We start from the raw sequence: 24,649 nt of genomic DNA, 5'->3' as shown, positions 1-24,649 counted from the left end.
ACACGTATTCCCAGAAATCCAATATTTCTATGAACATGAAGGATGCTACGATAGCCTCCGTATTTGAAGAAATAGAGAAAACGACCGATTTCAACATTCTTTATAAGAATTCCACTTTAGACATCAATAAACGTATTTCCGTAAACGTCGACAAAGTCAAGATAGATGAACTGATGGGAATAGTTCTAAAGGAAACCAATGTTTCTTTTGAAATTAGAAGAAAACTTATCGTGTTGGTTGAAAACGGCAAAACGTTGAATTCCGGTACAAGTCCGGCCTCATCCAATCCTCCAAAGGTTCCGGATCAAACTATGACGGTAACTGGCACGGTAACCGATCAAGACAATATTCCCTTAGGTGGAGTGAGTATTGTCATCAAGGGCTCCACTAAGGGGGTTTCCACCAATTTTGATGGGGAATATGAAATAGAAGCTTCTGAGGGCGATATTCTTGTGTTCTCCTATATTGGCTTTTCCTCACGTGAAATCAGTGTAAAACAAGCAGACGTAATTAACGTTGCCATGATGCAAAGTTCAATGGATTTGAACGAAGTAATCGTTACCGCAACCGGTGCGCGCCGTAAGGTTGAGATGGGAAATTCCATTGCGAATCTCAACGTTGCCGATGACGTAAAGCAGCGGCCGATAAGCAATGTCTCGGACCTACTTCAGGGCCAGGCGACCGGCGTTCAGATTTCAAGTAGTGGAGGTTCTACAGGCATGGGCTCGCGCATTAGGATCAGGGGTTCGAACAGTGCATCCCTTTCCAACGAACCAGTAATTTATGTTGATGGTATTTTGATTAATAACGAGGCAAATTCAATCTCTTTTGAAACAGGTGGGCAATCCCCTTCCCGTTTAAATGATATCAACCCAGAGGATATTGAGTCTATCGAAATCATCAAGGGTCCTTCCGCGGCAACATTATACGGATCTATTGCGGCCAACGGTGTAATTCGTATTACCACTAAAAAAGGTAAACAAGGAGAACCAAGATGGTCTGCATTTTTCGAGAGCGGTTTGGTAGAAGATGTAACAACCTATCCCAAAAACTATCAGGCACTTGACGCAGCAGGCAATCCCGGTTTCAACTTTGAAGCGGCCGAAGGCACTTTTGTCCACAGTACGGTCAATTCTTTTCAGCCCTTGAACGACCCGCGTACCTCGCCTTTTAGAACCGGACAGTCTTATGGCGGTGGGTTGAGCGTATCGGGAGGTTCGGAAGTACTCACCTATTTCCTTTCGGGAAGTCTTACCGACGGTGAAGGCGTGTTGCCCGTCAATAACATAAAAAGAACGAATTTCCGGGGAAATTTCGGAGCCAAGATTACTGATGACCTTAAGGTAAATTTGACCACGGGCTACACCAACAGTAATCTGGAACTTCCCTTGAACGATAATTTTGCCCTCGCATTAATGAGTCAGGGCCTAAATGGTACATCGACCATAGATGTCAACAACGGTTGGGGTGAATTTACACCCGATGAACTGTTTACCATAGACACCCGGCAAATAATCAATCGTTTTACCAGTGGTCTTGAACTCATTTGGCAACCCTCTGAAAAATTGAACCTAAGAGCCTCCGGAGGCCTAGATTTTACATCCCGTTGGGACAGTCAGTTTTTCCCCACGGGTGAAGCCCCTGATTTTCTAAACTACGACGAAGGTGCCCGGTTCTCTAATAGGTTCAACGATTTTGTCTATACTTTGGATGCCGTAGGTTCTTACAAAACAGATCTTTGGGAGGGCATAAATTCCAGAACTTCCCTTGGATTCCAATATTTACAGAATCTTTCGCAAGGCACCTTCGCAACCGGTCTTCAGTTGGTTGCGGGTAGTAATTCTATTGCGGGGGCAGCAGTAACACAAAGTAACGAACAGACCATCGAGTCGCGTACCGTAGGGGTCTTTGTGGAGGAACAGATCGGTTTTAATGACAAATTGTTCGTGACAGGTGCCGTACGGGCCGATCGCGGGAGTTCTTTTGGTGCCTCGTTCAATTCGGTATTTTACCCCAAAGTGAGTGCTTCTTGGCTGATTTCGGAAGAAGAATTTTTCAATGATTCCGACAAATATGGCATAAGCTCGTTACGGCTTAGGGGAGCCTGGGGAGCCTCGGGGGTACAACCGGGCACCAATGATGCGCTGAGGTTTTTCAATCCCATAGCCGCTACACTGGACGGACAAAGTGTTACCGGGGTCACTATTGGCAGCGTTGGAAACTCCGACTTAACCCCAGAGCGGTCAACGGAAGTTGAGTTCGGCTTTGATGCGAAACTATTGTCCGAAAAAATTGGCTTTGAAATGACCTATTTTAATAAACGTACCGAAGATGCTCTTATATTTAGGCAATTGCCCTTATCGCTCGGCGTGGGCGAAGGGCGCTTTGAAAATTTGGGTTCCGTTAAAAACTCGGGTATTGAAATTGGATTGAATACAAGAATCATCGAAACCGATAAGTTTTTCTTTGGGGTAGATTTTGTGGGTTCGTTCATAGATAATGAATTGATAGAATTGGGTGAGGGCATACAACCGGTCATTTTTGGTCAACAACGTCACGTTGAAGGCTTTCCCCTTGGCGGTTACTGGGATGAAACCTATACTTTTAACGATGCCAATGGCGATGGTTTCATTGGGCAGGATGAGATACAAGTTGGGGAAGTAGGGTACTTAGGTACGCCGTTTGCCACTACCGATATTTCATTTACCCCAACACTTAGTTTTTTCGAAAATCAATTTGTGCTAAGAGGACTCCTAAACTACAGGGGTGGTCAAAAACTTTATAACAACACCGGTTCTTGGCGAAACGGGAATAGTAACAACCAAGAACTGAACGATCCCAATGCCTCGCTTGCCGATCAGGCAAGGGCCGTTGCATCAAAATTTTTGGGCACTAATGCTGGTTATATTGAAGATGCTTCGTTTTGGAGGCTACGTGAAATTTCGTTGACCTATAATGCGCCTGTCACCTTTTCGAGTCAATTTGGTTTTGATCGTATAAGCCTGACGCTTTCCGGGCAAAACTTGGGTGTATGGACCGACTACACGGGACTTGATCCGGAAATAAGTTCTGAGGGGCAAGCCAATTTTACTACTGAGGAATTTCTCAGTCAACCACCCGTGCGTTCTTGGAAAGCAAGGCTAAACCTATCTTTTTAATATAAAAAAATCTAAGAAAATGAGAACATTACTGAAAATAAAAAACAACTATTCCAGATTGATCTTTAATGTCGTTGTTTTGGTTGTACTTACATCGTTGAGTATTTCTTGCGATTCGGTGGTAGAAGTTACAGATCCTGATATTGTTACACCGGAATCACTTAATAGCGAAGCCGGTATACAAACCCTACGCGCGGGTTCTTTGGGAGATCTTGCCGTGGCCATGAGCGGTTCCGCAGCAGGCCATGGGGCTACCACGGGCCTAATCGTTATGAGCGGCCTTATGGCTGATGAGTATAGTTATTCTGGAACCTTCCCCACTAGACGTGAGGCTGATACCCGAAACCTTCAAGATATTAACGGTGACATAAATACAATTTATGGTAACCTGCACAGATCACGAACCGGGGCCGAAACTACTATAGACCTTCTTGCCAATTTCGGCGGAAATCCAGAAGTGGAAAGCGAGATGCAAAGTATCGTTGGGTATGCCTATGTCATGTTCGCAGAAACCTTTTGCGGTGGGGTTCCCTTTAGCAAGGCACCTGCCGACGGAGGTGAATTGATCTATGGCGAGCCTTTGACTACTGAGCAAATGTTTAATGCTGCGGTCGAATGGTTTGACCAAGCCATCACCAACGCCGGCAGCAACGATAAATTGGCCAACCTGGGGCGGTTAGGCAAGGCCCGCTCCCTTTTGGGCCTAGGACAAATTGATGCCGCGGCTGGCGAAGTATCTGCTGTTCCATCAGATTTTGTTTACAATATTGAACAATCAGACAACAGTCGTAGACAAGAGAACGGTATTTATATAATGACCACTGTTCGCCGTCAGTTTTCTATAGCAGATGGCAAAGGCGGCAATGGTCTAATGTACCGCTCCGCTATGGATCCCCGGACACCTTGGGACGGGGGCACGGAATTTGGACAAGATGATATTACCCTGTATTACAACCAACTCAAATTCAATTCCTCCAGTGTACCCGTGGCCTTGGCCTCAGGAATAGAAGCAAGGTTGATCGAAGCCGAGGCGGCCGCTAGTGCAGATGATGCCCAAACCGTCGAGAATATACATAATGAACTTAGGGCCGCAATGGGTCTATCAGAGTTAGACCTCTCAGGAATTAGTGGCGAAGACCTGTTGCTGGCCCATTTTTCAGAACGTGCCTTTTGGTTGTTCAGTACCGGTCATCGACTGGGAGACCTAAGAAGACTTGTGGATGTTTATGATATGATGCCCTCAAGTGTGTTTCCATGGGGGCCTTATTTCAAGGGAGGGGAATATAATCCCAATCTTAAATTTCTAGTCCCACAGTCAGAATCGAACAACCCCAATTATGTTGGCTGTTTGGATTGAACATATTTGAAAATGTCATACAAAAAAGAGAGGAGGCTTTTTAGGGCCTCTTTTCTTTTTAAGTTTGCTGAAGGCAAAGTTGTCAATTACATTTTTTATGAAAAACCTGTTAGCGATTCCAAAATTTGAACGTTCTGGAAGCTTCATTTTCTTATGTGCCTTGTTTTTGTTGTCCGGCACCGCTGGCCTTATATTCCAAGTGATTTGGATGTACCGGCTGGGACTTGTGTTCGGGAATGCGGCGTATGCAACGGCTGCAACATTATCCGCTTTTTTTCTCGGATTGGCCCTTGGGGGACGGTTTTTTGGCAAGGCTTCCGCCCGTTTTAAACGGCCACTTCGCTTATATGGCTTTATGGAGCTAGGTATTGCCGTAACGGCACTCTTGTTGATTCCTGGCCTCCATTTCTATGAAAAGTACTATTCTGATATCGTATCTTTTTTAGGGGTTTCAAGAAGCGTTCTCTTAGTCATCAAGTTTGTATTTGGTATTTCATTACTTTTTTTTCCTTCATTTTTAATGGGAGGCACCTTTCCCGTTTTGGCACAGTACATCGGGAAAAATCGAATTGACCTTTCAAGACGTGGAACGATTTTGTATGCCGTAAATACCTTAGGGGCCGCTCTAGGTGCTTTTGCTGCCGCGTTTTATTTGTTAGCTAGGTACGGGGTCAGTGCAACCTATGGCTTTGCCATGGCCCTGGCTCTTTCCGTAGGGGTTCTGGCGCTTGTTATCGACCGCTTTTATAAGACTCCCCACCCAGCTGCTCTTGAAGCCTTCGATTGGCCTGAAAAGCACGAAAAATCCACTTACGCTACATCCGAATTGGGTTATGGCCAATTCATCACGGTCGCCTTTTTTTCCGGGGCCTTGGCACTAGCGGCCGAAACCTTATGGACTAAAATGTTCGCCCAAGTTTTACAAAATTCGGTCTATTCGTTCGCTGCAATATTGGTAGTGTTCCTTTTATCCCTAGGGCTTGGCGGTATTTTATCCCATGTGCTGGTAAGGCTAAGGGCGCCGTCAACAAAACTTTTGATCTTATTGTTGGCCTCGGCCGCAATTTTGATAGGAATATCTCCAACGGTATTCAGTACTGTGACAAACGGACTTGAGTACCTTGCAGTGAACGCATCTTGGCTTACATATATATTGTCCGTCTTTAAACTAAGCCTAATAGTAATTATGCCTCCAACTATTATTTTAGGTGCCGTGTTTCCCTTTCTGTTGAAAGCGGCCCCTACAATCCAAATGCCATCTGGGATAATCGCGGGCAAATTAGTACTCTACAATTCGTTGGGCGGCTTTGTGGGACCGGTAGTGGCAGGTTTTGTTCTACTTGATTTGGTCGGCCTCTGGAATAGTATAAAAATCATTGCTGTTCTGTATGGCATCTTAGCTCTATTGATTGTTTTCCCAGCATCCGGAAAAAAGAAAATTATTCAACTTTTATTACCAGTTGCATTGATTTTCGGAATATTCGTGTTGAAAAACCCACCTCTTGTACAATTGAAAACAGGAGAAAAAGTACTGGATTATTGGCAATCAAGCGACGGTGTCGTCTCTATAATACAATTGGCGGGAAATTTAGAGATGCGATTGGATAATTTTTATGTGCTCGGGGATTCGAAATCGTTTTTGGTCGAGCAAATGCAGGCCCATGTTCCGCTTATGATACATCCAGCACCAAAAAATGTGGCGTTTTTGGGACTGGGGACCGGCATCACGGCAGGTGCGGCGTTTAACCATGATGTAGAAAATGTAGTAGCCGTTGAACTGGTGTCCAACGTGGTTATTGCGGCAAAACGTTATTTTTCACCTTGGACCAATGGACTTTTCAAAGATAAACGGGCGAATATAGTAGCTGACGATGCCAGAAACTTTCTTCTGGGCGCCAATAAGAAATTCGACGTTATTATCGGAGACCTTTTTACCCCGTGGCATGCGGGTACGGGAAGTCTTTACACCCTTGAGCATTTTGAACAAGTTAAAAAGCGATTATCGCCCGGTGGCATCTTTGCGCAATGGTTACCGCTATACCAGCTTACACCTGAGAACTTCAATACCATTGCCGCTACATTTGCAGCCGTTTATCCACAAGTGACACTCTGGCGGGCCGATTTTTCCACGGACCGGGCCAGTATCGTACTCGTTGGCCAGGAAGCAGGCTCACAGCTTAACGATAATACCTTACGCAAAAATATTGTCCATGTAGTGGGTAAGCAAATTGACCCGGAAAACAACCACATGGCCGGTCTTTTTTATCTAGGTAACTTGGAGGCCATTAGAAATCGGTTGTCGGGTGTTGAACTGAATACCGATGACAGAAGGTCTATTGAATTTAAGGCACCTATTCTATCGCAACAAGCCAATTCGGGCAGTGCAAGCTATATTACAGGCAAGGAGTTGGATGATTTGTTGACCTTATTAAATACTAATCTTCCTGCTGGGAAAGACCCCTATCTTTCCAACTTGGCAGAGGAAGAAATTCGATTTGTAAAAGTGGGGGCGCTTTACCATCGTTATTTGCGATATGTCAGTACCGGGGAAGAAGATAAGGCAAAAAAAATACGGGAACAGATACAGTTCTTGGCTCCGGACTTTTTACATACGGAGACCAAAGCTATTAATGAAAAAAATAAGGGAATACAAACAAACAAGAAATAAAATGAATTACCAAAAAACAACTGGACCGATCAAGGACTATATGAAACAAGTAAGCAACAAACCATTCTTTTTTTCGATTCCAATAATCATATCCATACTATCTTTTAGTCTTTCCTTTGCGCAACAAGATATCATCGATAAGGCCATAGCGGTTTCGGGAACCGAAAAATTGAAAAATGCAAAGGCTTCATTTGATTTTAGGGATTACCAGTATACATACAAAAGAAACCAAGGGCGATTTGAATACACAAGAATCGGCAAGAAAGGCGATGGCACGGAAATACGGGATGTCTATACCAATAAGGGGCTGGTCCGCTATGTGGCCGATACCTTGATAAGCCTTACCGAAAAAAGAGAGAAAGCCTATACCAATTCGGTAAATTCAGTGATGTACTTTGCATTTCTTCCATTATGGCTCAAAGACCCCGCGGTCATTGTAGAAGACCAAGGTAGAAACTTGATAAAAGGTAAGGAGTACTATAAAATCCGTATTACTTTTAAGCAAGAGGGCGGTGGCGATGATTTTGAGGATGTGTTCCTCTATTGGTTCGATGTCAAGGATTATAGTATGGACTACCTCGCCTATAAATACTTTACCGGCAAAGGGGGAATGCGGTTTCGGGAAGCTTACAACCAGCGCAACGTTAATGGGGTCGTAATACAGGATTACCGTAACCTACAACCTAAAATAAAAGACGGCATTGATTTTGATGAAATCGAGAAGGCTTTTGAAAATGACCAACTGGAAGAACTCTCACTCATTCAATTGAAAAATGTGAAAATCAAAACGATACCCAAACCTTAGCTCAGTCTAATTCATTCAAAGACCCGAAGTAGGTTTCCCGTAAGTTCAGTCTGGAATATTTTTAAAGGGTTGCTCGTAATACTGTTCAAGGGCTTTCCGGTTTGGTCAAAGCGTGCGCCATGGGTAGAACAATAGTAAATACCGCCGTCGTTCTCCACAAACCTAACTTCCTCGGTCTGTTGATGGCTGCATATCTGACTGGCCGCCACAAAATTACCTTCTAAATTTTTAACTACGACCACATAGTCCTTCAAAATATAATCGCCGTTGTTCTGTAAGCCATTACCCTCGTTGGAGCTAAGGTCTATCGTAAAATCGATTCCGGTAGGTATCGGTCTCATATCCTCTGGGGAAACGTCTCCGTTACCATCTTTGGAACAGCCTTGAACACACGGAAAAACAATGGCAAACGCGGCACCGGCACCCAAACTTCGTAAAAATTGTTTTCTTTCCATAACAAAGACTTTTTAAAAATAAACGTCTTTTGCTAAAAAATCGTATGCAAAGAACAAATATGTAGTCTTCAGCGCATATTATAGAAGATAGTAAAATCAATAATTTCTCTACAAGGGGGTCTAATTGAGTGTTTGAACGCATCCGATTTATACTGTCCTATACCCGCAAGCGTCAACAATTTTTTTTAGTACTATGCTGATTGTGTTTAGTAAAGAACAAGAATAGCTTTTATTCGAGTTGCTACATTCAACTTTTTTTACAAACATGACGATCGTCATGTTTGTGTTTGATCACTTACGTTACTTTTGAAAAATAATGTCATTTAAATTGAGTGTAACTATATAAAAATGAGATTATTATATATTTTTTAAATTGACAGGTAATTTTAAAACCCAAACGGTTTTTTGCTAATTTTAGAGTATGAAGCGCTTTTTACGTAAAATAGTATCCATCGGTTTGACGTTCGCAATACTTTTTGCGACCACATCCTTTAGCGCTGATATGCATTTCTGTTGTAACAAATTAGTGGATATTGCCGTATTTGGTAAGGCAAAATCTTGTGATGATAAAGTTCAAAAAAGCGAAAGTCCTTCCAAGGAGTGTTCTGTAGGAGCCGAGGATTGTTGCAGGAATGAAACATTTAGCAAGGCCGGTGATGACAACGTTAAAAAGGTTACCGCGGAATTCAGCATCGAAAACTATGTTTTCTTACATAGCTTTTTTTACACCTATATAAATCGATTTGAAGGGCTAGATAAAAACATCGTTCCCTTTGTAAATTATGATCCGCCATGGATAGAGAAGGACACTCTTGTGCTTCATGAAACTTTCCTTATTTGATTTTTTTTCAAACAGATTATTGATCCAATAATCTGTACTTCTTGTTGGCCGACATCGCGTTCTGCCCTCTAATGTCGTACCCTTTATTCCAACGACACTCGCTCCAATTGGTCAAAATACCAAATAATAATGAGTCCTTATGGACACAAGCAATTAGAACATTTAATAAACCCTAAAGTATGGATTCTCAGAGAGAATACTGGATCAAGAATATGGTCTGCAGTCGGTGCCTTAAGGTCATAAAGCAGGACCTTGAAGAAATCGGTGTAGAAGTGCTTTCCCTTGAACTGGGCAAACTATCAGTCCGTATCACTACTGAAATTGATAAAAAAATCGATTTGAAAATAGCGGAGGTGCTTCATTCCAACGGATTTGAAATCGCCAAGAACGAGGAGGAAATGATCGTTGAGAATATCAAGATCACCTTAATCGAACTTGTAACAGACCTTCCTTTACATATTAAGGAAAAGACTTCAGAACATTTGGCAGCGGAACTACATCGGGATTATAAGATGTTGAGCAAGGTTTTCTCCAAAAAAGAGAACGTCACGATTGAAAAGTACTTTATAAAACTGAAGGTCGAAAGGGTCAAAGAGCTCATACAGTTGCAACAGCATGCGTTCTCAGACATAGCCTATCTACTCGATTACAGTAGCGTGAACCATTTGTCCAGTCAGTTCAAGAACGTTACCGGAGTAAGCATGACGGATTATAAGAACAGCCAAATCTGGAAACGGAGCTTCCTTGACGAAATTATATAAGGAAGAACGAAAATTATGCAGACAAAGGCTTATGGTAACAGCTACTTTTATCAACGACACTAATTTAATATGAAAACAAAATGTTTATATACATCAAACATATGGTGAGTTTGCGCTGTAAGATGGTGGTAGAGCAAGAACTGCGAAAGCTGGGCCTGCGTTATGTCAACGTAGACCTTGGATCCATCGAAATCCTTGGGAATATCACTGATTTCCAAAGAGATCAGCTACGTAAAAACCTGAAGGCCTGCGGTCTGGAACTGCTTGAAGATAAGCGGAGGATCATGGTTGAAAAGATTAAGGCCTTAATTATTGAAATGGTCCATTATTCCGATGAATTGCCCAAGGTAAACAACTCGGATTACATCAGCGAAAAACTGGGTTATGACTATACCTATTTGGCAAATACATTTTCCGAAGTAAAGGGAATCACCATTCAGCAGTACATTATTTTAAACAAAATTGAGCGGGTCAAACAACTGTTGCTGTATGATGAATTGAATCTAACGGAAATATCCTATAAGCTGTCCTACAGTAGCGTCTCACATTTGTCGAACCAGTTTAAAAACGTTACGGGGTTCGCCCCATCTTATTATAAAAAACGGAAAAAGAAACGAATTAAATATCTAGAGAATTTGTAGTCCATGGTAAAAATTGTTCGAATAAAAGCCTTTTTGGTTCAAACCCTACCTCGCCGTCAGCTAGGTTTGAGGCTCTTTTTAGGCACGAACATTAATACAAAGAATGTGGGAAAAATATAACTCTTCCTCTTTCTTATGTAACACAATAATAGCAAAATTCCCTCAACTTTAAGTTTAGGGAATGGAAAAATAGAATTGACGAAAATAAGTAGCAATTAAAAATCAAATATGATGAGAACGATAACAATTATTTTATTGGCAATGGGCTTAATAAGTCTATCCAGTTGCGAACAGAAAACAGATCCTAATGCAATGCTTGAAAATTCACAAACGAGAACGGAACTCTTTGATGCAATTGCCAGTAATCACAGCTATATGACCCAATTCATGGACAATATGCAAACCAACGACCATGCCATGCAGATGATGCAGGGCAACCAAAAGATGATGGGCCATATGATGCAGGGTGGCGGAATGCAGATGATGATGAAAGACAGCATGATAATGAAAAACATGATGGGCGATCAACCTGTGATGCACGCAATGATGGACAGAATGATGAAAAGTCCGGAAACAATGAATTCAATGATGCAAATGATGCACGAAAACGGAATGATGAGTGAAGATTGTATGGAGTCGTGCAAAAAAATGATAGAAGAAAGTGAATTAGAAGCCAGGGAACAAGGCGAACTCGAATTGAGCAAAAGCCAAAGCCATGGCGATCATCATTAAAGAATATAACATTTAACACTAATAAATAGAAATCATGAAAGGACATTGGATATGGATGGTCATCGGTTGCGGTATTCCGTTACTGTTAATTTTTTTCGCCCCGGCACTGGGTATCACAGGCTACAATGGAATTTTTGCCTTTATCCTTCTAATGTTTGCAGTACATCTTTTAATACCGCACGGGGGTCATGGCAGGCATGGCGGGCATAAGAGCGGCAGTCAAGGCCACGCCGGCCATGGAGGTGCCGATCATGAACACCGTAAGGCAGAATCGATAGCAGGTACTGAAGAAGAAGAACACAAAGGGCATCGGCACCATTAGAAATAAATAGAAACAAATGAAACATAAATATCAAATAAACGGAATAAGCTGTGGCGGCTGTGTCACAAGGGTAAGAAAAACCTTGGAAGCGCACCCGGCCATAGAGAAGGCCGAAATCTTTTTAAGCCCGAAAGGAAAGACGATCATCAGCATGAACAAGAAGCTTACGGTCGAAGAACTGCAAGGGCAACTCAATAAACTTGACGGCTATACCATTACAGAGATCATTTAAAATAATACGAACCTTAAAATTTAGAACATGTTTTACAAAGATGGATTTTTTTGGGGCATGCACCTTATCTGGTGGGCCATTTGGATCGTGGCCTTAGGCTGGATATTTTTTGCACCTTCCAGTACAACTTACACAGAAACCATAGAAGACGATCCGGCCACAATGCTCAAAATCCGGTTTGCCAAGGGCGAGATTTCCAAGGAGGAATATGAGCGATCAAAGAAACTTTTAAAATAGGAAAGACAAACAACTATTAACCTTTAAACCTAAAACTATGCATTTTTTCGACGGACACTGGGGCGGTATGCACTTCGTATGGTGGATCATATGGTTCATTCTTTTAATATGGATATTCTTTGTGCCATACGACATCCCTTACCGAAAATCAAAGAAGGAAGACCCTCTCGCAATTCTCAAAAAAAGATTTGCCAATGGGGAAATTACAAAAGAGGAATTTGAGGAAACAAAAAGGATTCTAAAATCCAAATAGTGTCATTTCAGTTTTGACTTGACACTAGGAAGTAGCTACAATTAGTAACACTTAAAATGAATCAAAATGAAAACAAAAATCAAAAAAACAGTAGGAATTGTTTTGGCCGTTTTCACATTATCGGCCTGTGCACAAAAACAGGAAAGTGCTGTAAAGGATATGCTTAAGGACCCGTCACAACAAGAGGAGGTTTTGACCTTGATGGTCGAAGACCACGATCTGGGCAAAAAATACATTGCCAAGATGATGGATAACGACCATGCCATGGGAATGATGGTGGACGAACTCGTAAAAGAGGCGGCTAAGGATACCATACTTGCGAACAAATTGAGCGATATGATCACTAGATATCCTGACCTTATGCTACTGACCACCCACCATTTTATGCCGGTCATTGCCAATGACAGCCTTTTGAGCGACACCTTTTGTGACCACACTTTGGAGCATGAGGAATTGGAAAAAGCTATGCACAATAAAATGGAATACAAAAAGAGCCTTGAGCGCAACCATTGACCCCGACTTTGGTTTTAACGCAAAGTATTGCATTTAAAAATGAACAGCAACTAAAAACATTAAAACAAGAATCATGAATCGTATCAATGTAAAAAAATTCGGTTTTGCCATGGGGCTGACCGCTGCAATCCTCTACGCTGGCTGCATGATCGTTTTGGCCACAGCAGGACAAGAAGGAAGCATAACCTTTTTCAACAGCCTGTTGCACGGCTTGGACACCACCAGTATAATACGGGTAGACGTGCCAATTTGGGAGGCACTTATTGGCATTGTCCAGACCTTTATCATTGCCTGGCTCACGGGTGCCCTGATCGCCGCTTTTTATAATGCACAACTTAAAGCCAAATAAAACCTTAAAATTATTAAAGACTCTAAAATTATGGACAGAAGAAATTTTTTGGCAACGGGTGCCGTATCTACGGCGGGCATGCTGTTTTTTCCCGGCAATCTCTTGGCCGAAAGTGCCAAGGAGGCCAACAAACAACGCTTAACACAACCCCTACCCTTTAAAAAAAATGGCGAATGGAAAGAATTTGAACTTTACATCGATATCAAGGTACACGAACCCGCCCCGGGGTTTCAATACCACACCTTGGCCTTTAACGATATGATTCCCGGCCCTGAGATACGGGTCGACTATGGCGATAAAGTACGGGTGAAATTCAAAAACAAAACCGGCATCAACCACACCATACACTGGCACGGTATCTATGTGCCCTGGCGTATGGACGGAGTCCCCTACGTGAGCCAGCTGCCGGTAATGCCGGAGAACGAATTTATTTACGAATTTGAGGCAAAACCCGTGGGCACCCATTTTTACCACTGCCATTGGGGCACGGTCATGCACATGCAGGCTGGGATGTTCGGGAGCATAATCGTAGAGGATCCAGACGATCCTATTAAAAAACAGTTTCCGTACGAACGGGAATATACCTTGGTATATGGTGCGCACGACGTCAACTACATCCGCAATGAGATGAACCGGATGCTGGACCGTATGAAGGAACGTAACTATCTTATGAAGGAAGGCCGCTTCGATCCGGAGCGCTGGGCCGTGTTCAATAACCACGACCAGTTTGCCGAATCCATCAAGAACGGATGGGAGCCGCCCTATGCATTGAGCCGCAGGGCCCCGGCAAGCCTGCCACAGGCAGACTGGTTCACCGTAAACGGCAAGTCGTATCCCGAGACCCCGTACCTTTTTATAAAATCGGGCGAAAAGATACGGGTACGCCTTATCAATGCTGGTGCAGAGATACATAACCTTCACCTGCACGGGCATGACTTCTGGATGGTGGCCGATGACGGAATTCCTTTATCTCATCCTTGGAAACGAAACACAGTGCCGTTGACGCCCGGCAAAACTTTCGATATCATTATTGAGGGGGACAATAGGGGTATCTGGACCTTTCATGACCACGATACGCGAAAAGTGACCAATAATGGCTTATACCCTGGAGGAAATTTGTTGGCATTGGTATACGAAGACTTACCCGAAGATGAACTCATCATTACCAAACACAGTGGCAACACCATGTTCAACAAGGGCATGGGAATGGAAGGAATGGATATGGATATGGGCAAACCAATGAATATGGACAAGATGCTGTTCGGGGACGATAAGCTTCCCAAGATCGCCCTGGACGAATAATTATTAATAAACCAAAAAAATCATCATGAATAAAATATATGTAATCCTATTTTTTGCACTTTTCGCATTGCCGGGTTTTGCACAATTACCGGGATCGGAGCAATTGAACAGGGAAGATATGCTGCCCGAAATAGAACTGGGCATCAAGACCGTTTCTACGGGCAATTTTTACAGCAATCAGGGCAATGCCTCACTGGCCATACCCGTACTCAACGAAGGCGACCAGGTCCTTTCCGATTTTTCGGATTCCTATTTCCTCATTGGCGCCCGCCAAAAACTGTACAAAGGTTGGCGGGGCCAAATGGTATTGGGCTTCTCTTTCCCAGACGCCAATAGCGGCCTGGGGCAGGTTTTTTACAACCAGGTGATGGCACTTGTGGAAAACAAGAACAACATCATAAGGATCGGGCGTACCACCTCACAGACCATTTTGGGCGAGTTCAATACCATACGCGATGACGATGCGCTGCAATATACCTATGTGCTCAACCCCTTCTCCAACGGCCTCAATACCGAGGACAACCAATATGCGAACGTACTGGAATACACCCGCATCTTTGGGCAGCGCCTCTATGTAACCCTGCACGCCGAAAATTATCAGGATTTTGAGGAACCCAACGATTATTCCATCAATGGCCTTGGGGGCAGCATTATATATCGCCAACCGGAAAGCCAGTTGTGGAACCGCAAAATCTTAAGGGAAATAGGCTTTAGCTGGAACAACTTTTTATTGGACAGATCCGATTTGGCGCCCAATGCGGACAGCAACGAAACCTTGACCAGTTTTATAGGGAACGCCACCTTCAGTATATTGCCCGATCCCGTACATTTCGTCGATTTCAAGGTACAGGGCATCTACAACGACGGGCTCTCAACTATTGAAAACATCACAGATTATACCAGTTACACGCGCTCCCGCAGTACGGCGGCCTTTGGGATGCTCCGCTACCTGAACCGCAAGCTGGAACGGCCCAATTTCCAGATAGCCGCCGGGTTCGGGTACAAGGATTTTTCCAATACAGATGGCAACACCAACCAATATATGGCCATCGGCAATTTCCTGTACCGTGTGGGAAATAATTTCGACCTTATATTCCAGTACCGCTACAACAAGAACAATGGTGCGCTACAGCCCTTGCTGGGCGAGAGCCAGCACCGGGTGCAGATAGGCCTGGCCTATACCTTCAACAAATTGTTCAACAGCCAGTTCGATGGCAGGAATTCGTTGCTGAACCTGGAACACGGTTATATAAAATAGTTTAAGGAAAACGACCAATGAAAGTTAAAAGGACTACATCAAAAATAGGGACCATATTCATTCATGCACTCGTGGGAACAGGTATTTTCTATTTCCTTGTCCATCCTTTTACCATGGTGCTCTATTGGTTTGAATTTAGCAATACGACCATTTCATTTTCATTATTTCGAGAAGTGTTGCAAGAACGCTTTTTGGAATCATTTACCTTAGATATGCGGGGTATGGGTGGATTACTAGCTTTATTAGGGGTACTCCTGGGAACAATTTCGGGTTTGTTTTGGATAAGCCTTAAAAAGAAAAATGAACTTATTGGTACACAACAGCGCCTTCTGCAACAGGATATTGCAGCCCTTATAAATGCCGGCGAGAATGAACGGGTAGAATTTAAGTCATCCATCCGCTATGATTATTTTAGGAAAACCACCAACCGCGAACTGGAACTGGCCATTGCCAAGACCATTGTAGGTTTTATGAATGCAGAAGGGGGCAAATTAATTATTGGTGTTGATGACGATGGAAGCGTTTTGGGCCTGGAAAAAGATTTTAAGACACTCAAGCATAAAAACAGGGATGGCTACCAGCGGGAGGTATACCGGATTATATCCACCCAGCTGGGGCACGAAGCCTGTTTCAGCAATCATATTTCCTTTTATGTCGTCAATGAAAAGGAAATATGTGTCATAGACATTGAACCATCCAAAGACCCTGTTTACGTTAACGATGGTGCGGACACGACCTTTTACGTGCGCACCGGTAATGCTACATATCCCTTGACCGTAAAAGAAACCGTGGATTATTTAAAAACCCAAAAAACGTAAAAATTATGCAATACGTTTGGTTTATATGGTCGCTTATCCTCCTTGCCCTTTGGGGCCTGGTTTACCTCCTGAAAAAGGATTCTAGGAAGGAAATGCTCAAAATGAGTTGGATAACGATGCCCTTCGGGCTTACAGAACCTTTGTTCGTTCCTGAATATTGGCATCCGCCGTCCCTTTTTGATTTGGCGATAAAGACAGGCTTCGATATTGAAAGTCTCATCTTTTCATTCGCTATTGGGGGTATTGGTACGGTATTGTATAATCTTATTTTTAAACGTGGCTACGTTGAATTCCCGCACACCGAAAGAAGTCATAGAAGACACTCCCTGCATGTATATATTCTCTTTGTTCCAGTTTTGGTTTTCGGGGCCTTGAGTCTTTTTACCGAATTGAACCATATTTATTGTGGGATTCTAGCCATGTTCATGGGCGGTTTGGCAACGCTGTATTGCAGGCCAGATTTAATAGAAAAGATTTGGATCGGAGGTCTATTGTTCACGGTGCTCTACTTTATTTATTTCGGTAGCATCCTTCCGTTCTATCCCGATTATGTGGAACTCTACTGGAATCTGGAGAACCTGACCCATATATTGGTTATTGGTATCCCCGTTGAGGAACTGTTGTTCGCTTTCACTTTCGGAATGTACTGGTCGGGGCTATACGAGCATTTGTATTGGAAAAAATTGATGAAACCCTTGGTCGTAAGTTGATTTGGCAATATGGGAATTAAGCATAATTAATCATGAACAAATAAATTTAAAAAGATGAAAATAGTATTAGCAATAGATGGTTCTGACTTTAGTAAAGTCGCCATAGATGAACTTGCAGCGCTGCCGTTGCCTGCGGGTACCGAAGTATGTATTTTGAATGTGTTCGAAAATCCCATGTTGGCCGCTCCTGGTGCCCTTCCATTGGGCGGCACACTTGGCAATTATTATGAAGAAACGGTATCCAATGCGAAAAAATCAGCAGAAGATCTTGTTAATGAAGCTTCAAAATCATTAAGTGACAATAATAGCGCATTGTCTATAACAACAGCGGTGGTCAATGGCCTTCCCAAAAGTGCAATTTTGGAAAAGGCGGAAGCCTTTGATGCCGATTTAATCGTAGTCGGGTCGCAGGGTCATGGTGCATTTTCCAGATTTCTGCTTGGCTCGGTTTCCCAGTCCTTGGCAACGCATGCCGACTGTTCCGTCATGATAGTACGGAAACGCGACTCGAAAGAGAAAAATAATCAGTAAAAAGTTAATGAGCAATAACCAAATGTTAGACCGTATCAACAACAATACATGTAAAGTGACGGAAGCTATCTGCTTGCCAAATTCTAGGTTGCCACGGGTAGTTATAGTTGGAGGGGGCTTTGCGGGTCTAGCATTGGTGGAAGGGCTGAAAAACAAAGATATTCAGGTTGTACTGATAGACCGCAACAACTTTCATCAATTCCAACCCTTATTTTATCAGGTAGCCACTAGCGGCCTCGAACCCGATAGTATTGTGTTCCCTTTTAGAAAACAAATTAAGGGGTATAAGAATGTAAGCTTCAGGCTGGCCGAGGTAAAGGAAATTCAAGCCTCTACCAATACTGTCATAACGGACAAAGGAAAACTTACCTACGATTATCTGGTCTTGGCTACGGGAACAAAGACCAACTTCTTCGGTATGGAAGAAGTGGAAATAAATAGTTTGGGCATGAAGGATATCCGGGATTCCCTGAACATCCGCCACATGATGTTGCAAAACTTGGAGCAGGCCGCGATTACATGCGATGATGAGGAACGCGATGCCCTTACCAATTTTGTGATTGTGGGCGGTGGCCCTGCAGGGGTAGAAATGGCAGGTGCCTTGGCGGAGTTTTGTAAATACATTCTACCAAAGGATTATCCAGAGTACCCTTCTTCCATAATGAACATTTATTTGGTGGAAGCTATGGACGAAGTGCTCTCGGCCATGTCCGACAAAGCTTCTTCAAAAACCCTGACCTATTTGGAAAATCTAAACGTGAAAGTATTGCTGAAAGAGTCCGTTAGCAATTATGATGGTAGGATCGTACAAACCAAAAGTGGGAAGACGATTTTGGCCAAGAACTTAATTTGGACGGCAGGTGTAAAAGGGGACTTCCCAAAGGGTATCGATGAGAGGCATGTAGTGAAGGGAAATCGCTTAAAAACCGATGCTTATTTGAAAGTAGACGGTCAAGAAAACATTTATGCCATCGGGGATATTGCCGCCCTGATTTCCGAAGAGACCCCAAAAGGCCACCCACAGGTAGCACAGGCGGCCATCCAACAGGGAAAATACCTTGCCTGCACATTGATGGGGATCATCAATGATAAACCAATAGGGTTATTTAGCTATAAGGACAAGGGTTCTTTGGCTACCGTTGGTAAGCGCAAGGCTGTTGCAGATCTAGGTAAACTAAAGTTTGCCGGCTATTTTGCCTGGTTGCTGTGGTCGGTCGTACACCTGTTATCCATTAGTGGGTTTCGAAACAAGTTATTGGTCGGCTTCAATTGGGCCGTAAGCTATTTTTCCTATGAAAAGAGCAATAGGGTAATTATTAGGAATTTCAAACTTAATACTACTGCGAAAACTCAAACAAAGGATAATTCCGAAAATCATTTGGAAAAGGATGTAAACACAAAAAAATCCAGTATTGATGTCTAAACACCTTACAAATAACGGCATTATTAAATTCTTCGGCAGCACGGCCAAAGAACTCAATAACAGTGGTGTTGTTCTCTTTATCACGGTCGTCGTCGCAATGGTCTGGGCCAATTCGCCGTGGAAGGAATATTATATCGACTTAATGCAAACTGATATTGCCTTTACCGTTGGCAGTCTTCAGCTATCGGAGCCACTGCTGTTATGGATCAACGATGGTTTGATGGCCCTCTTCTTTCTACAAGTAGGTCTGGAGCTGAAACGTGAAATAATCGGTGGTAAACTTTCATCCCCAAAGAATGCGGTGCTACCTATTGGTGCAGCTATAGGTGGCATGGTACTTCCTGCCCTTGTTTATTTTATGTTCAATAGCTCGGGCGAAGCTTCTAATGGTTGGGGCATTCCCATGGCCACGGATATTGCCTTTTCTCTAGGGGTCCTGGCCCTTGTCGGCAAAAGACTGCCAGCCTCTTTAAGGGTTTTTCTTATTACGTTGGCGATAGTGGATGATTTGGGAGGCGTCTTGGTCATTGCCCTATTTTATACTTCCGGTATATCCGAGATGGATTTACTGCATGGGCTATTGTTCTTCGGAGCTTTGATTATAGGCAATTATGCTGGAGTGAGAAGCACTTGGTTCTATGCCATCATTGGTATCGGTGGTGTTTGGCTGGCCTTCTTTTTTTCAGGGGTACATCCAACCATTGCCGGGATTCTGACGGCATTTGCTATTCCTGGTAGGGTAAAAATTAAGGAGAATACCTTTTTAGAGCGTTTAGACCGTTTGCATAAGAGATTTCAAGAAACCAAGTCGATAAAGGGCACGCTTATCTCAAAAACGCAATTGGAGATATTGGAGGATATAAAGACTGCAAGTTCCGAGGCTGAAACTCCACTTCAAAAATTGGAAAGGACTTTAAACCCAATAGTGGGCTTTGTAATTCTTCCCTTGTTCGCTTTGGCAAATGCTGGAATACATCTTCATGGAGATTTGTTGAAAGTACTATCCAGTCCCGTTAGTTTGGGGATTGGTCTAGGTCTGATTTTTGGAAAATTTATCGGTATTACCGCTTTTTCACGACTGCTGGTCGCATTTAAACTGGCCAAACTACCGGAAAACGTGAATTGGAACATGATTTATGGTGTGGCCTTTCTTGGAGGAATAGGCTTTACAATGTCATTGTTTATAAATGAATTGGCTTTCACGGACGAGTCCCTAATATTTACGGCCAAGGTAAGCATCCTATTCGCTTCTATGATAGCGGGGGTAATGGGTACTCTATTATTACACAGAAGCGGTAAAAAGTTACTAAAAGTAAACAACCTCGGGGCAAGCCCACGAGGCATTCGTAAGGAAACGACTTAACATATCGAGGCAAGCCTCGGAGCATTTAAATCTCGATTATCGAGTAAATAGGCAAAAAATATGACGACACTGACAAAAACAATAGACAAGGTACTTATAAAAACCTTTTTGAAAAACATAAGCGACCAAACATTCACGCTTGTGTTCTGGGATGGGGAAACCCATGAGATCGGGGAAGGGGAATTCAAATTCAAAATCATCATCCATAACTTTCCCGGCAAGAAAGAATTGTTTGCCGACCCCAGCACCGCCTTGGGCGAAGCCTATATGACCGGTGATATCGAGCTGGTAGGCAATCTACAGGAAATCGTGGAAAGCATCATGCGCCGTAATAAGAGCTTCTTGAACGAAAGCAAATTGTTGGGTATGTTGGGGAAATGCAGCCCTGTTGGAAAAAGGACATCGGAACGCGACATTGCCCATCATTATGATATAGGCAACGATTTTTATGCACTATGGCTGGACCCGACCATGAGCTATTCCTGTGCCTATTTTAAAACGGGATCGGACAGCCTCTACGATGCGCAAATGAACAAGATACACCATATACTGAAAAAGCTCAACCTTAGGGAAGGGCAAACCTTATTGGACATTGGCTGTGGTTGGGGATTCCTGGCCATCGAAGCTGCAAAGAAATACAGAGTAAGGGTGCTGGGCATTACGCTAAGCAAAGAGCAGCTAAAAAAAGCCCAAGAACGGATCAAGGACGAAGGCCTGCAGGTCCTGGTGGCCGTAAAATTAATGGACTATAGGGGCCTAGAAAAAATCGGCCTCAAGTTCGACCATGTGGTCAGTGTGGGTATGGCCGAACATGTAGGGAAGGCCAATCTGCCCCTCTATTTTAAAAACGTGAACGCCGTATTGAAAGAAACCGGCCTGTTTTTACTGCACAATATTACCAATGTGTTGGAAACGGAAGTTAATGCGTTTATTGCAAAGTACATCTTTCCGGGCGGGTACATACCGTCGTTGAGGGAAGAACTGTACCTAGCCGCAGATCTGGGGTTCCATACCATTGATATAGAAAGTTTAAGGCTACACTATATGAAAACGCTGATGCATTGGGCAGAACGCTTTGAGGGCAACATGGATAAAATCGAGACCATGTTCGACACCAAGTTTATACGAATGTGGCGCCTTTACCTAAACGCCTGTGCCGCGGCATTCCATTATGCCAAGATAGATCTCCATCAAATACTATTATCAAAAGGGGCCAATAACCAATTGCCCTTAACACGGCAGTATATATATGATATGCCCGGTAACAAATTTGGAAATCGATAGTGGATGTTATTTGGGCTTTACATCCAAATACATAAAGAACACCAAAATGAAAACAAGAAAATGAATTATTAATATTTAAAAAGTCAAGATTATGCAACAACAAGTAGCAATTAAAGGAATGACTTGCGGAGGGTGCACCCAAACCGTTGAAAAAGCCCTGAAGCAGGTAGCAGGTGTAAAAACGGCAACGGTAAGTCTGGTCCCGCCACAGGCGGTTATACAAACGGACCATGAAATAAGCAATGCACAATTGCAGTCCGCTTTGGCAAAAGTGGGAAACTATAGGGTTGCCGGGAACGTCACGGATAACGAACCAAAAAAATCTGGCGGTTCCTGATGTGGCTGATCAAAATCCAATATGAAATTCAGATAAGTGAATAAAGTGGATATGGATATGGAAAAATATGATGTGATCATCGTTGGGGCGGGGCCCGCAGGCCTGAATTGTGCCAAACAGCTCGGCGGTACCCCATTGAGGGTATTGGTCGCCGAAAGAAACGACGTGGTCGGTCCCAAAGTCTGTGCGGGCGGTTTAACGGGCAAAAGCATAGAAAGTTTAAACCTTCCCGACGAATTGATAGAATATAATTTCAACAAAATCCACCTGAACCACAAAAACAAACTGTTCTATCTGAAAGATGACGAGGACTTTACCTATACCATAGACCGCAAGGAACTGGGGCAATGGCAATTGAAACAACTGGGGAAATTTGACAATATCGAGGTAAGGACAGCCTGTGCCGTCTCAAGGATCACAAAGGAATATGTGGTCCTGAACGGCCGGAAAATAGGCTATGCCCATTTGGTCGGGGCAGATGGGGCCAGTTCGTTGGTACGAAGGTACCTAAAATTGCCTTCAGGGAAGGCGGAAATCGCCATGCAGTATATTATTAACGAAACCAAATATCAGGATCTGGAAGTTTATTTTGATTCCCAATCGTTTTCGGCCTGGTACGCCTGGATTTTTCCGCACAACAATTCTGTATCGGTCGGTTGTATGGGCAACCCAAAAGTAATTTCATCCAAACGGTTGACAAAAAATTTTTCCGCTTGGCTCAAAACACACCATATCGACGTAAGCGACGGAAAATATGAGGCATTCCCAATAAACGGGGATTTTAAAGGGTATCGGTTTGAAGGGAATATATATCTGGCAGGTGATGCCGGCGGGTTTGCTTCAAGGTTGACGGGCGAAGGCATTTACCAGGCCCTTGTTAGCGGTGGGGAAATAGGGAAAATGATCCTGGACAATAGGTATCACAGTAAAGAAATCGATGAATTGATCAAGTTGCAAAATAGGCACAACAAAATCTTGTACACCTTGATCGGTGCCGGAAAATTCAGGCCTTTATTGGTAGAGGCGGGCAAATATTTTTTAAGGTCCAGATCCATTAGCAAAAAAGTGATAAGAACAATAGCATAAAGTATAACAGGCCCTTATGCCAAAATTAAGCGATAAAGGCGATTCTTTGGGATAATGGCTTTAAATAGGCGTAAAACAAAAAAGTGTAATTATTAATTAAAATGAAAAAAATGAAAAATGTAGCATTAGTAGGATACGGCGTCATCGGAAAAAGAGTGGCCGATGCTATCAACGTACAAGATGATATGGACCTTATCGGGGTTTGCGATGTCATCAACGATTGGCGCATACAGAACGCCGTGCGAAAGGAATATGATATCTATGCGGCCACCACCGATGCCGAAAAACAAATGAAGGCTTCCGGCATTTCGGTAAAGGGCAGCTTGCAGGACCTTTTGGACAAAGTGGACCTCGTGGTCGATTGCACTCCAAAGAACATAGCTGCAAAAAACGTAGAGGTCTATAAAAAACAGGGTATTAAGTTCATTGTTCAAGGTGGCGAAAAACACGAGACAACAGGGCATTCCTTTAGTGCGGAAAACAATTACAAATCCGCTGTAAATCTTGATGCTACAAGGGTGGTTTCCTGTAATACCACATCAATCTTGAGAACATTGACCGCTTTAAAAAGGGCAGATTTATTGGATTATGCACGGGGAACATTATTAAGAAGGGCGACCGACCCATGGGAAAGCCATTTAGGAGGTATAATGAACACCATGGTGCCCGAAAAAGACATCCCAAGTCATCAAGGGCCCGATGCGCAAAGCGTAGATCCTGATCTGGATGTGATCACCTCGGCGGTAAAGGTGCCCGAAACCCTGAGCCATATGCATTATTGGAACGTGAAGCTAAAGAAAGAAGCATCTAAAGAAGAAGTGCTCAACGCCTTTAAAACCTCTACACGCATTAAGCTAATCCATTATGATCAAGGATTGGTTTCCAACAATACAATCAAGGAAATGTTTATGGATATGGGAAGATCTTGGGGCGATATGTATGAGGTAGCCCTTTGGGAAGATATGCTAAAGGTTGTGGGCGATGAACTCTTCTATGCCTATGTAGTAGACAATCAAGCGATTGTAATTCCTGAGACCATTGACGCCATTCGGGCCCTTACTGGTATTGAGACCGATGCGCACAAATCCATCGAAAAGACCAATGAAAGTTTAGGAATCGGATAAAAAAGGACAATGAAACATCTATGACCAAAAATTTTGTCACACAACGAAATGATTATATGGATGTTACATATGGCCGTTGAAAAACAAAA

The 24,649-nt window shown here is 43.2% G+C and carries 26 protein-coding genes; 25 read left to right on the top strand and 1 reads right to left on the bottom strand.

Translation table 11 applies throughout. The features are described from left to right. Positions 1 to 29 precede the first annotated feature (29 nt). From SD450_RS09715 to SD450_RS09700, 4 genes are all read left to right on the top strand, one after another. Positions 30 to 3,158 carry a SusC/RagA family TonB-linked outer membrane protein gene (locus SD450_RS09715; RefSeq protein ID WP_318344310.1) on the top strand — a complete coding sequence of 1,043 codons (3,129 nt, stop codon included), beginning with the start codon at positions 30 to 32 and terminating at the stop codon, positions 3,156 to 3,158. A gap of 19 nt (positions 3,159 to 3,177) precedes the next feature. Further along, complete coding sequence (locus tag SD450_RS09710; RefSeq protein ID WP_094997506.1) at positions 3,178 to 4,515, top strand: hypothetical protein; 1,338 nt, start codon at positions 3,178 to 3,180, stop codon at positions 4,513 to 4,515. 97 nt (positions 4,516 to 4,612) lie between these two features. Next, positions 4,613 to 7,183 carry a spermidine synthase gene (locus SD450_RS09705; RefSeq protein ID WP_166248852.1) on the top strand — a complete coding sequence of 857 codons (2,571 nt, stop codon included), beginning with the start codon at positions 4,613 to 4,615 and terminating at the stop codon, positions 7,181 to 7,183. A 1-nt stretch (position 7,184) separates the two neighbouring features. Further along, complete coding sequence (locus SD450_RS09700) at positions 7,185 to 7,988, top strand: DUF6503 family protein (RefSeq protein ID WP_162987833.1); 804 nt, start codon at positions 7,185 to 7,187, stop codon at positions 7,986 to 7,988. 11 nt (positions 7,989 to 7,999) lie between these two features. Here SD450_RS09700 and SD450_RS09695 read toward each other — a convergent pair whose 3' ends face one another. Continuing rightward, positions 8,000 to 8,443, bottom strand: coding sequence for a QcrA and Rieske domain-containing protein (locus tag SD450_RS09695; protein WP_094997503.1), 444 nt, complete (start codon positions 8,441 to 8,443; stop codon positions 8,000 to 8,002). Positions 8,444 to 8,864: 421 nt separating this feature from the next. Here SD450_RS09695 and SD450_RS09690 point away from each other — a divergent pair, with 421 nt between their 5' ends. From SD450_RS09690 to SD450_RS09590, 21 genes are all read left to right on the top strand, one after another. Next, positions 8,865 to 9,284, top strand: a complete 420-nt coding sequence (locus tag SD450_RS09690) for an HYC_CC_PP family protein (RefSeq protein WP_094997502.1) — start codon at positions 8,865 to 8,867, stop codon at positions 9,282 to 9,284. 179 nt (positions 9,285 to 9,463) lie between these two features. Next, positions 9,464 to 10,045 (top strand): helix-turn-helix domain-containing protein, encoded by a 582-nt coding sequence (locus SD450_RS09685; protein ID WP_166248854.1) that lies wholly within the window; start codon positions 9,464 to 9,466, stop codon positions 10,043 to 10,045. 101 nt (positions 10,046 to 10,146) lie between these two features. Continuing rightward, the gene (locus SD450_RS09680) at positions 10,147 to 10,686 is read left to right on the top strand and encodes a helix-turn-helix domain-containing protein (protein WP_166250478.1); all 540 of its coding nucleotides are present in this window, start codon (positions 10,147 to 10,149) and stop codon (positions 10,684 to 10,686) included. 228 nt (positions 10,687 to 10,914) lie between these two features. Then, positions 10,915 to 11,418 (top strand): hypothetical protein, encoded by a 504-nt coding sequence (locus tag SD450_RS09675; RefSeq protein WP_309474613.1) that lies wholly within the window; start codon positions 10,915 to 10,917, stop codon positions 11,416 to 11,418. A gap of 34 nt (positions 11,419 to 11,452) precedes the next feature. Next, positions 11,453 to 11,740 carry a hypothetical protein gene (locus SD450_RS09670; RefSeq protein WP_318344309.1) on the top strand — a complete coding sequence of 96 codons (288 nt, stop codon included), beginning with the start codon at positions 11,453 to 11,455 and terminating at the stop codon, positions 11,738 to 11,740. Positions 11,741 to 11,756: 16 nt separating this feature from the next. Continuing rightward, the gene (locus SD450_RS09665; RefSeq protein WP_166248855.1) at positions 11,757 to 11,972 is read left to right on the top strand and encodes a heavy-metal-associated domain-containing protein; all 216 of its coding nucleotides are present in this window, start codon (positions 11,757 to 11,759) and stop codon (positions 11,970 to 11,972) included. A 27-nt stretch (positions 11,973 to 11,999) separates the two neighbouring features. Next, positions 12,000 to 12,209 carry an SHOCT domain-containing protein gene (locus SD450_RS09660; protein ID WP_119648281.1) on the top strand — a complete coding sequence of 70 codons (210 nt, stop codon included), beginning with the start codon at positions 12,000 to 12,002 and terminating at the stop codon, positions 12,207 to 12,209. 37 nt (positions 12,210 to 12,246) lie between these two features. Beyond that, entirely contained in the window at positions 12,247 to 12,462 is a 216-nt protein-coding gene (locus tag SD450_RS09655; RefSeq protein ID WP_166248856.1) for an SHOCT domain-containing protein, read from the top strand. A gap of 66 nt (positions 12,463 to 12,528) precedes the next feature. After that, complete coding sequence (locus SD450_RS09650; protein WP_166248857.1) at positions 12,529 to 12,975, top strand: hypothetical protein; 447 nt, start codon at positions 12,529 to 12,531, stop codon at positions 12,973 to 12,975. Positions 12,976 to 13,048: 73 nt separating this feature from the next. Beyond that, the gene (locus SD450_RS09645) at positions 13,049 to 13,324 is read left to right on the top strand and encodes a DUF5676 family membrane protein (protein WP_119648278.1); all 276 of its coding nucleotides are present in this window, start codon (positions 13,049 to 13,051) and stop codon (positions 13,322 to 13,324) included. Between the two features lie 30 nt (positions 13,325 to 13,354). Continuing rightward, a complete protein-coding gene (locus tag SD450_RS09640) occupies positions 13,355 to 14,626 on the top strand; it encodes a multicopper oxidase family protein (RefSeq protein WP_318344308.1) in 1,272 nt (423 codons plus the stop codon). A 25-nt stretch (positions 14,627 to 14,651) separates the two neighbouring features. After that, the gene (locus SD450_RS09635) at positions 14,652 to 15,884 is read left to right on the top strand and encodes a hypothetical protein (RefSeq protein WP_166248858.1); all 1,233 of its coding nucleotides are present in this window, start codon (positions 14,652 to 14,654) and stop codon (positions 15,882 to 15,884) included. A 17-nt stretch (positions 15,885 to 15,901) separates the two neighbouring features. Next, positions 15,902 to 16,702 (top strand): AlbA family DNA-binding domain-containing protein, encoded by an 801-nt coding sequence (locus SD450_RS09630; RefSeq protein ID WP_166248859.1) that lies wholly within the window; start codon positions 15,902 to 15,904, stop codon positions 16,700 to 16,702. Positions 16,703 to 16,707: 5 nt separating this feature from the next. Beyond that, entirely contained in the window at positions 16,708 to 17,412 is a 705-nt protein-coding gene (locus tag SD450_RS09625) for a lycopene cyclase domain-containing protein (RefSeq protein ID WP_318344307.1), read from the top strand. A 54-nt stretch (positions 17,413 to 17,466) separates the two neighbouring features. After that, positions 17,467 to 17,943 (top strand): universal stress protein, encoded by a 477-nt coding sequence (locus tag SD450_RS09620; protein ID WP_275615842.1) that lies wholly within the window; start codon positions 17,467 to 17,469, stop codon positions 17,941 to 17,943. A gap of 22 nt (positions 17,944 to 17,965) precedes the next feature. Beyond that, positions 17,966 to 19,366 (top strand): NAD(P)/FAD-dependent oxidoreductase, encoded by a 1,401-nt coding sequence (locus SD450_RS09615; protein ID WP_404828238.1) that lies wholly within the window; start codon positions 17,966 to 17,968, stop codon positions 19,364 to 19,366. After that, positions 19,359 to 20,729: a Na+/H+ antiporter NhaA gene (gene nhaA, locus SD450_RS09610; RefSeq protein WP_318344305.1), complete on the top strand. Its 1,371-nt coding sequence runs from the start codon at positions 19,359 to 19,361 to the stop codon at positions 20,727 to 20,729. Before SD450_RS09615 ends, nhaA begins: the two co-directional genes overlap by 8 nt. Positions 20,730 to 20,789: 60 nt before the next feature. Then, entirely contained in the window at positions 20,790 to 22,013 is a 1,224-nt protein-coding gene (locus SD450_RS09605; RefSeq protein ID WP_205791666.1) for an SAM-dependent methyltransferase, read from the top strand. A 91-nt stretch (positions 22,014 to 22,104) separates the two neighbouring features. Further along, positions 22,105 to 22,350 (top strand): heavy-metal-associated domain-containing protein, encoded by a 246-nt coding sequence (locus tag SD450_RS09600; RefSeq protein WP_163636414.1) that lies wholly within the window; start codon positions 22,105 to 22,107, stop codon positions 22,348 to 22,350. A 36-nt stretch (positions 22,351 to 22,386) separates the two neighbouring features. Further along, a complete protein-coding gene (locus SD450_RS09595; protein WP_166248866.1) occupies positions 22,387 to 23,436 on the top strand; it encodes an FAD-dependent oxidoreductase in 1,050 nt (349 codons plus the stop codon). Positions 23,437 to 23,546: 110 nt separating this feature from the next. Further along, entirely contained in the window at positions 23,547 to 24,560 is a 1,014-nt protein-coding gene (locus tag SD450_RS09590) for a type II glyceraldehyde-3-phosphate dehydrogenase (RefSeq protein WP_166248867.1), read from the top strand. Positions 24,561 to 24,649: the final 89 nt, after the last annotated feature.

Source organism: Flagellimonas baculiformis (genome assembly GCF_033441575.1).
GTDB classification, from domain to species: domain Bacteria; phylum Bacteroidota; class Bacteroidia; order Flavobacteriales; family Flavobacteriaceae; genus Flagellimonas; species Flagellimonas baculiformis.
The sequence above is the reverse complement of the archived record's forward strand: the minus strand, read 5'-3'. Positions and strand labels throughout refer to the sequence as shown.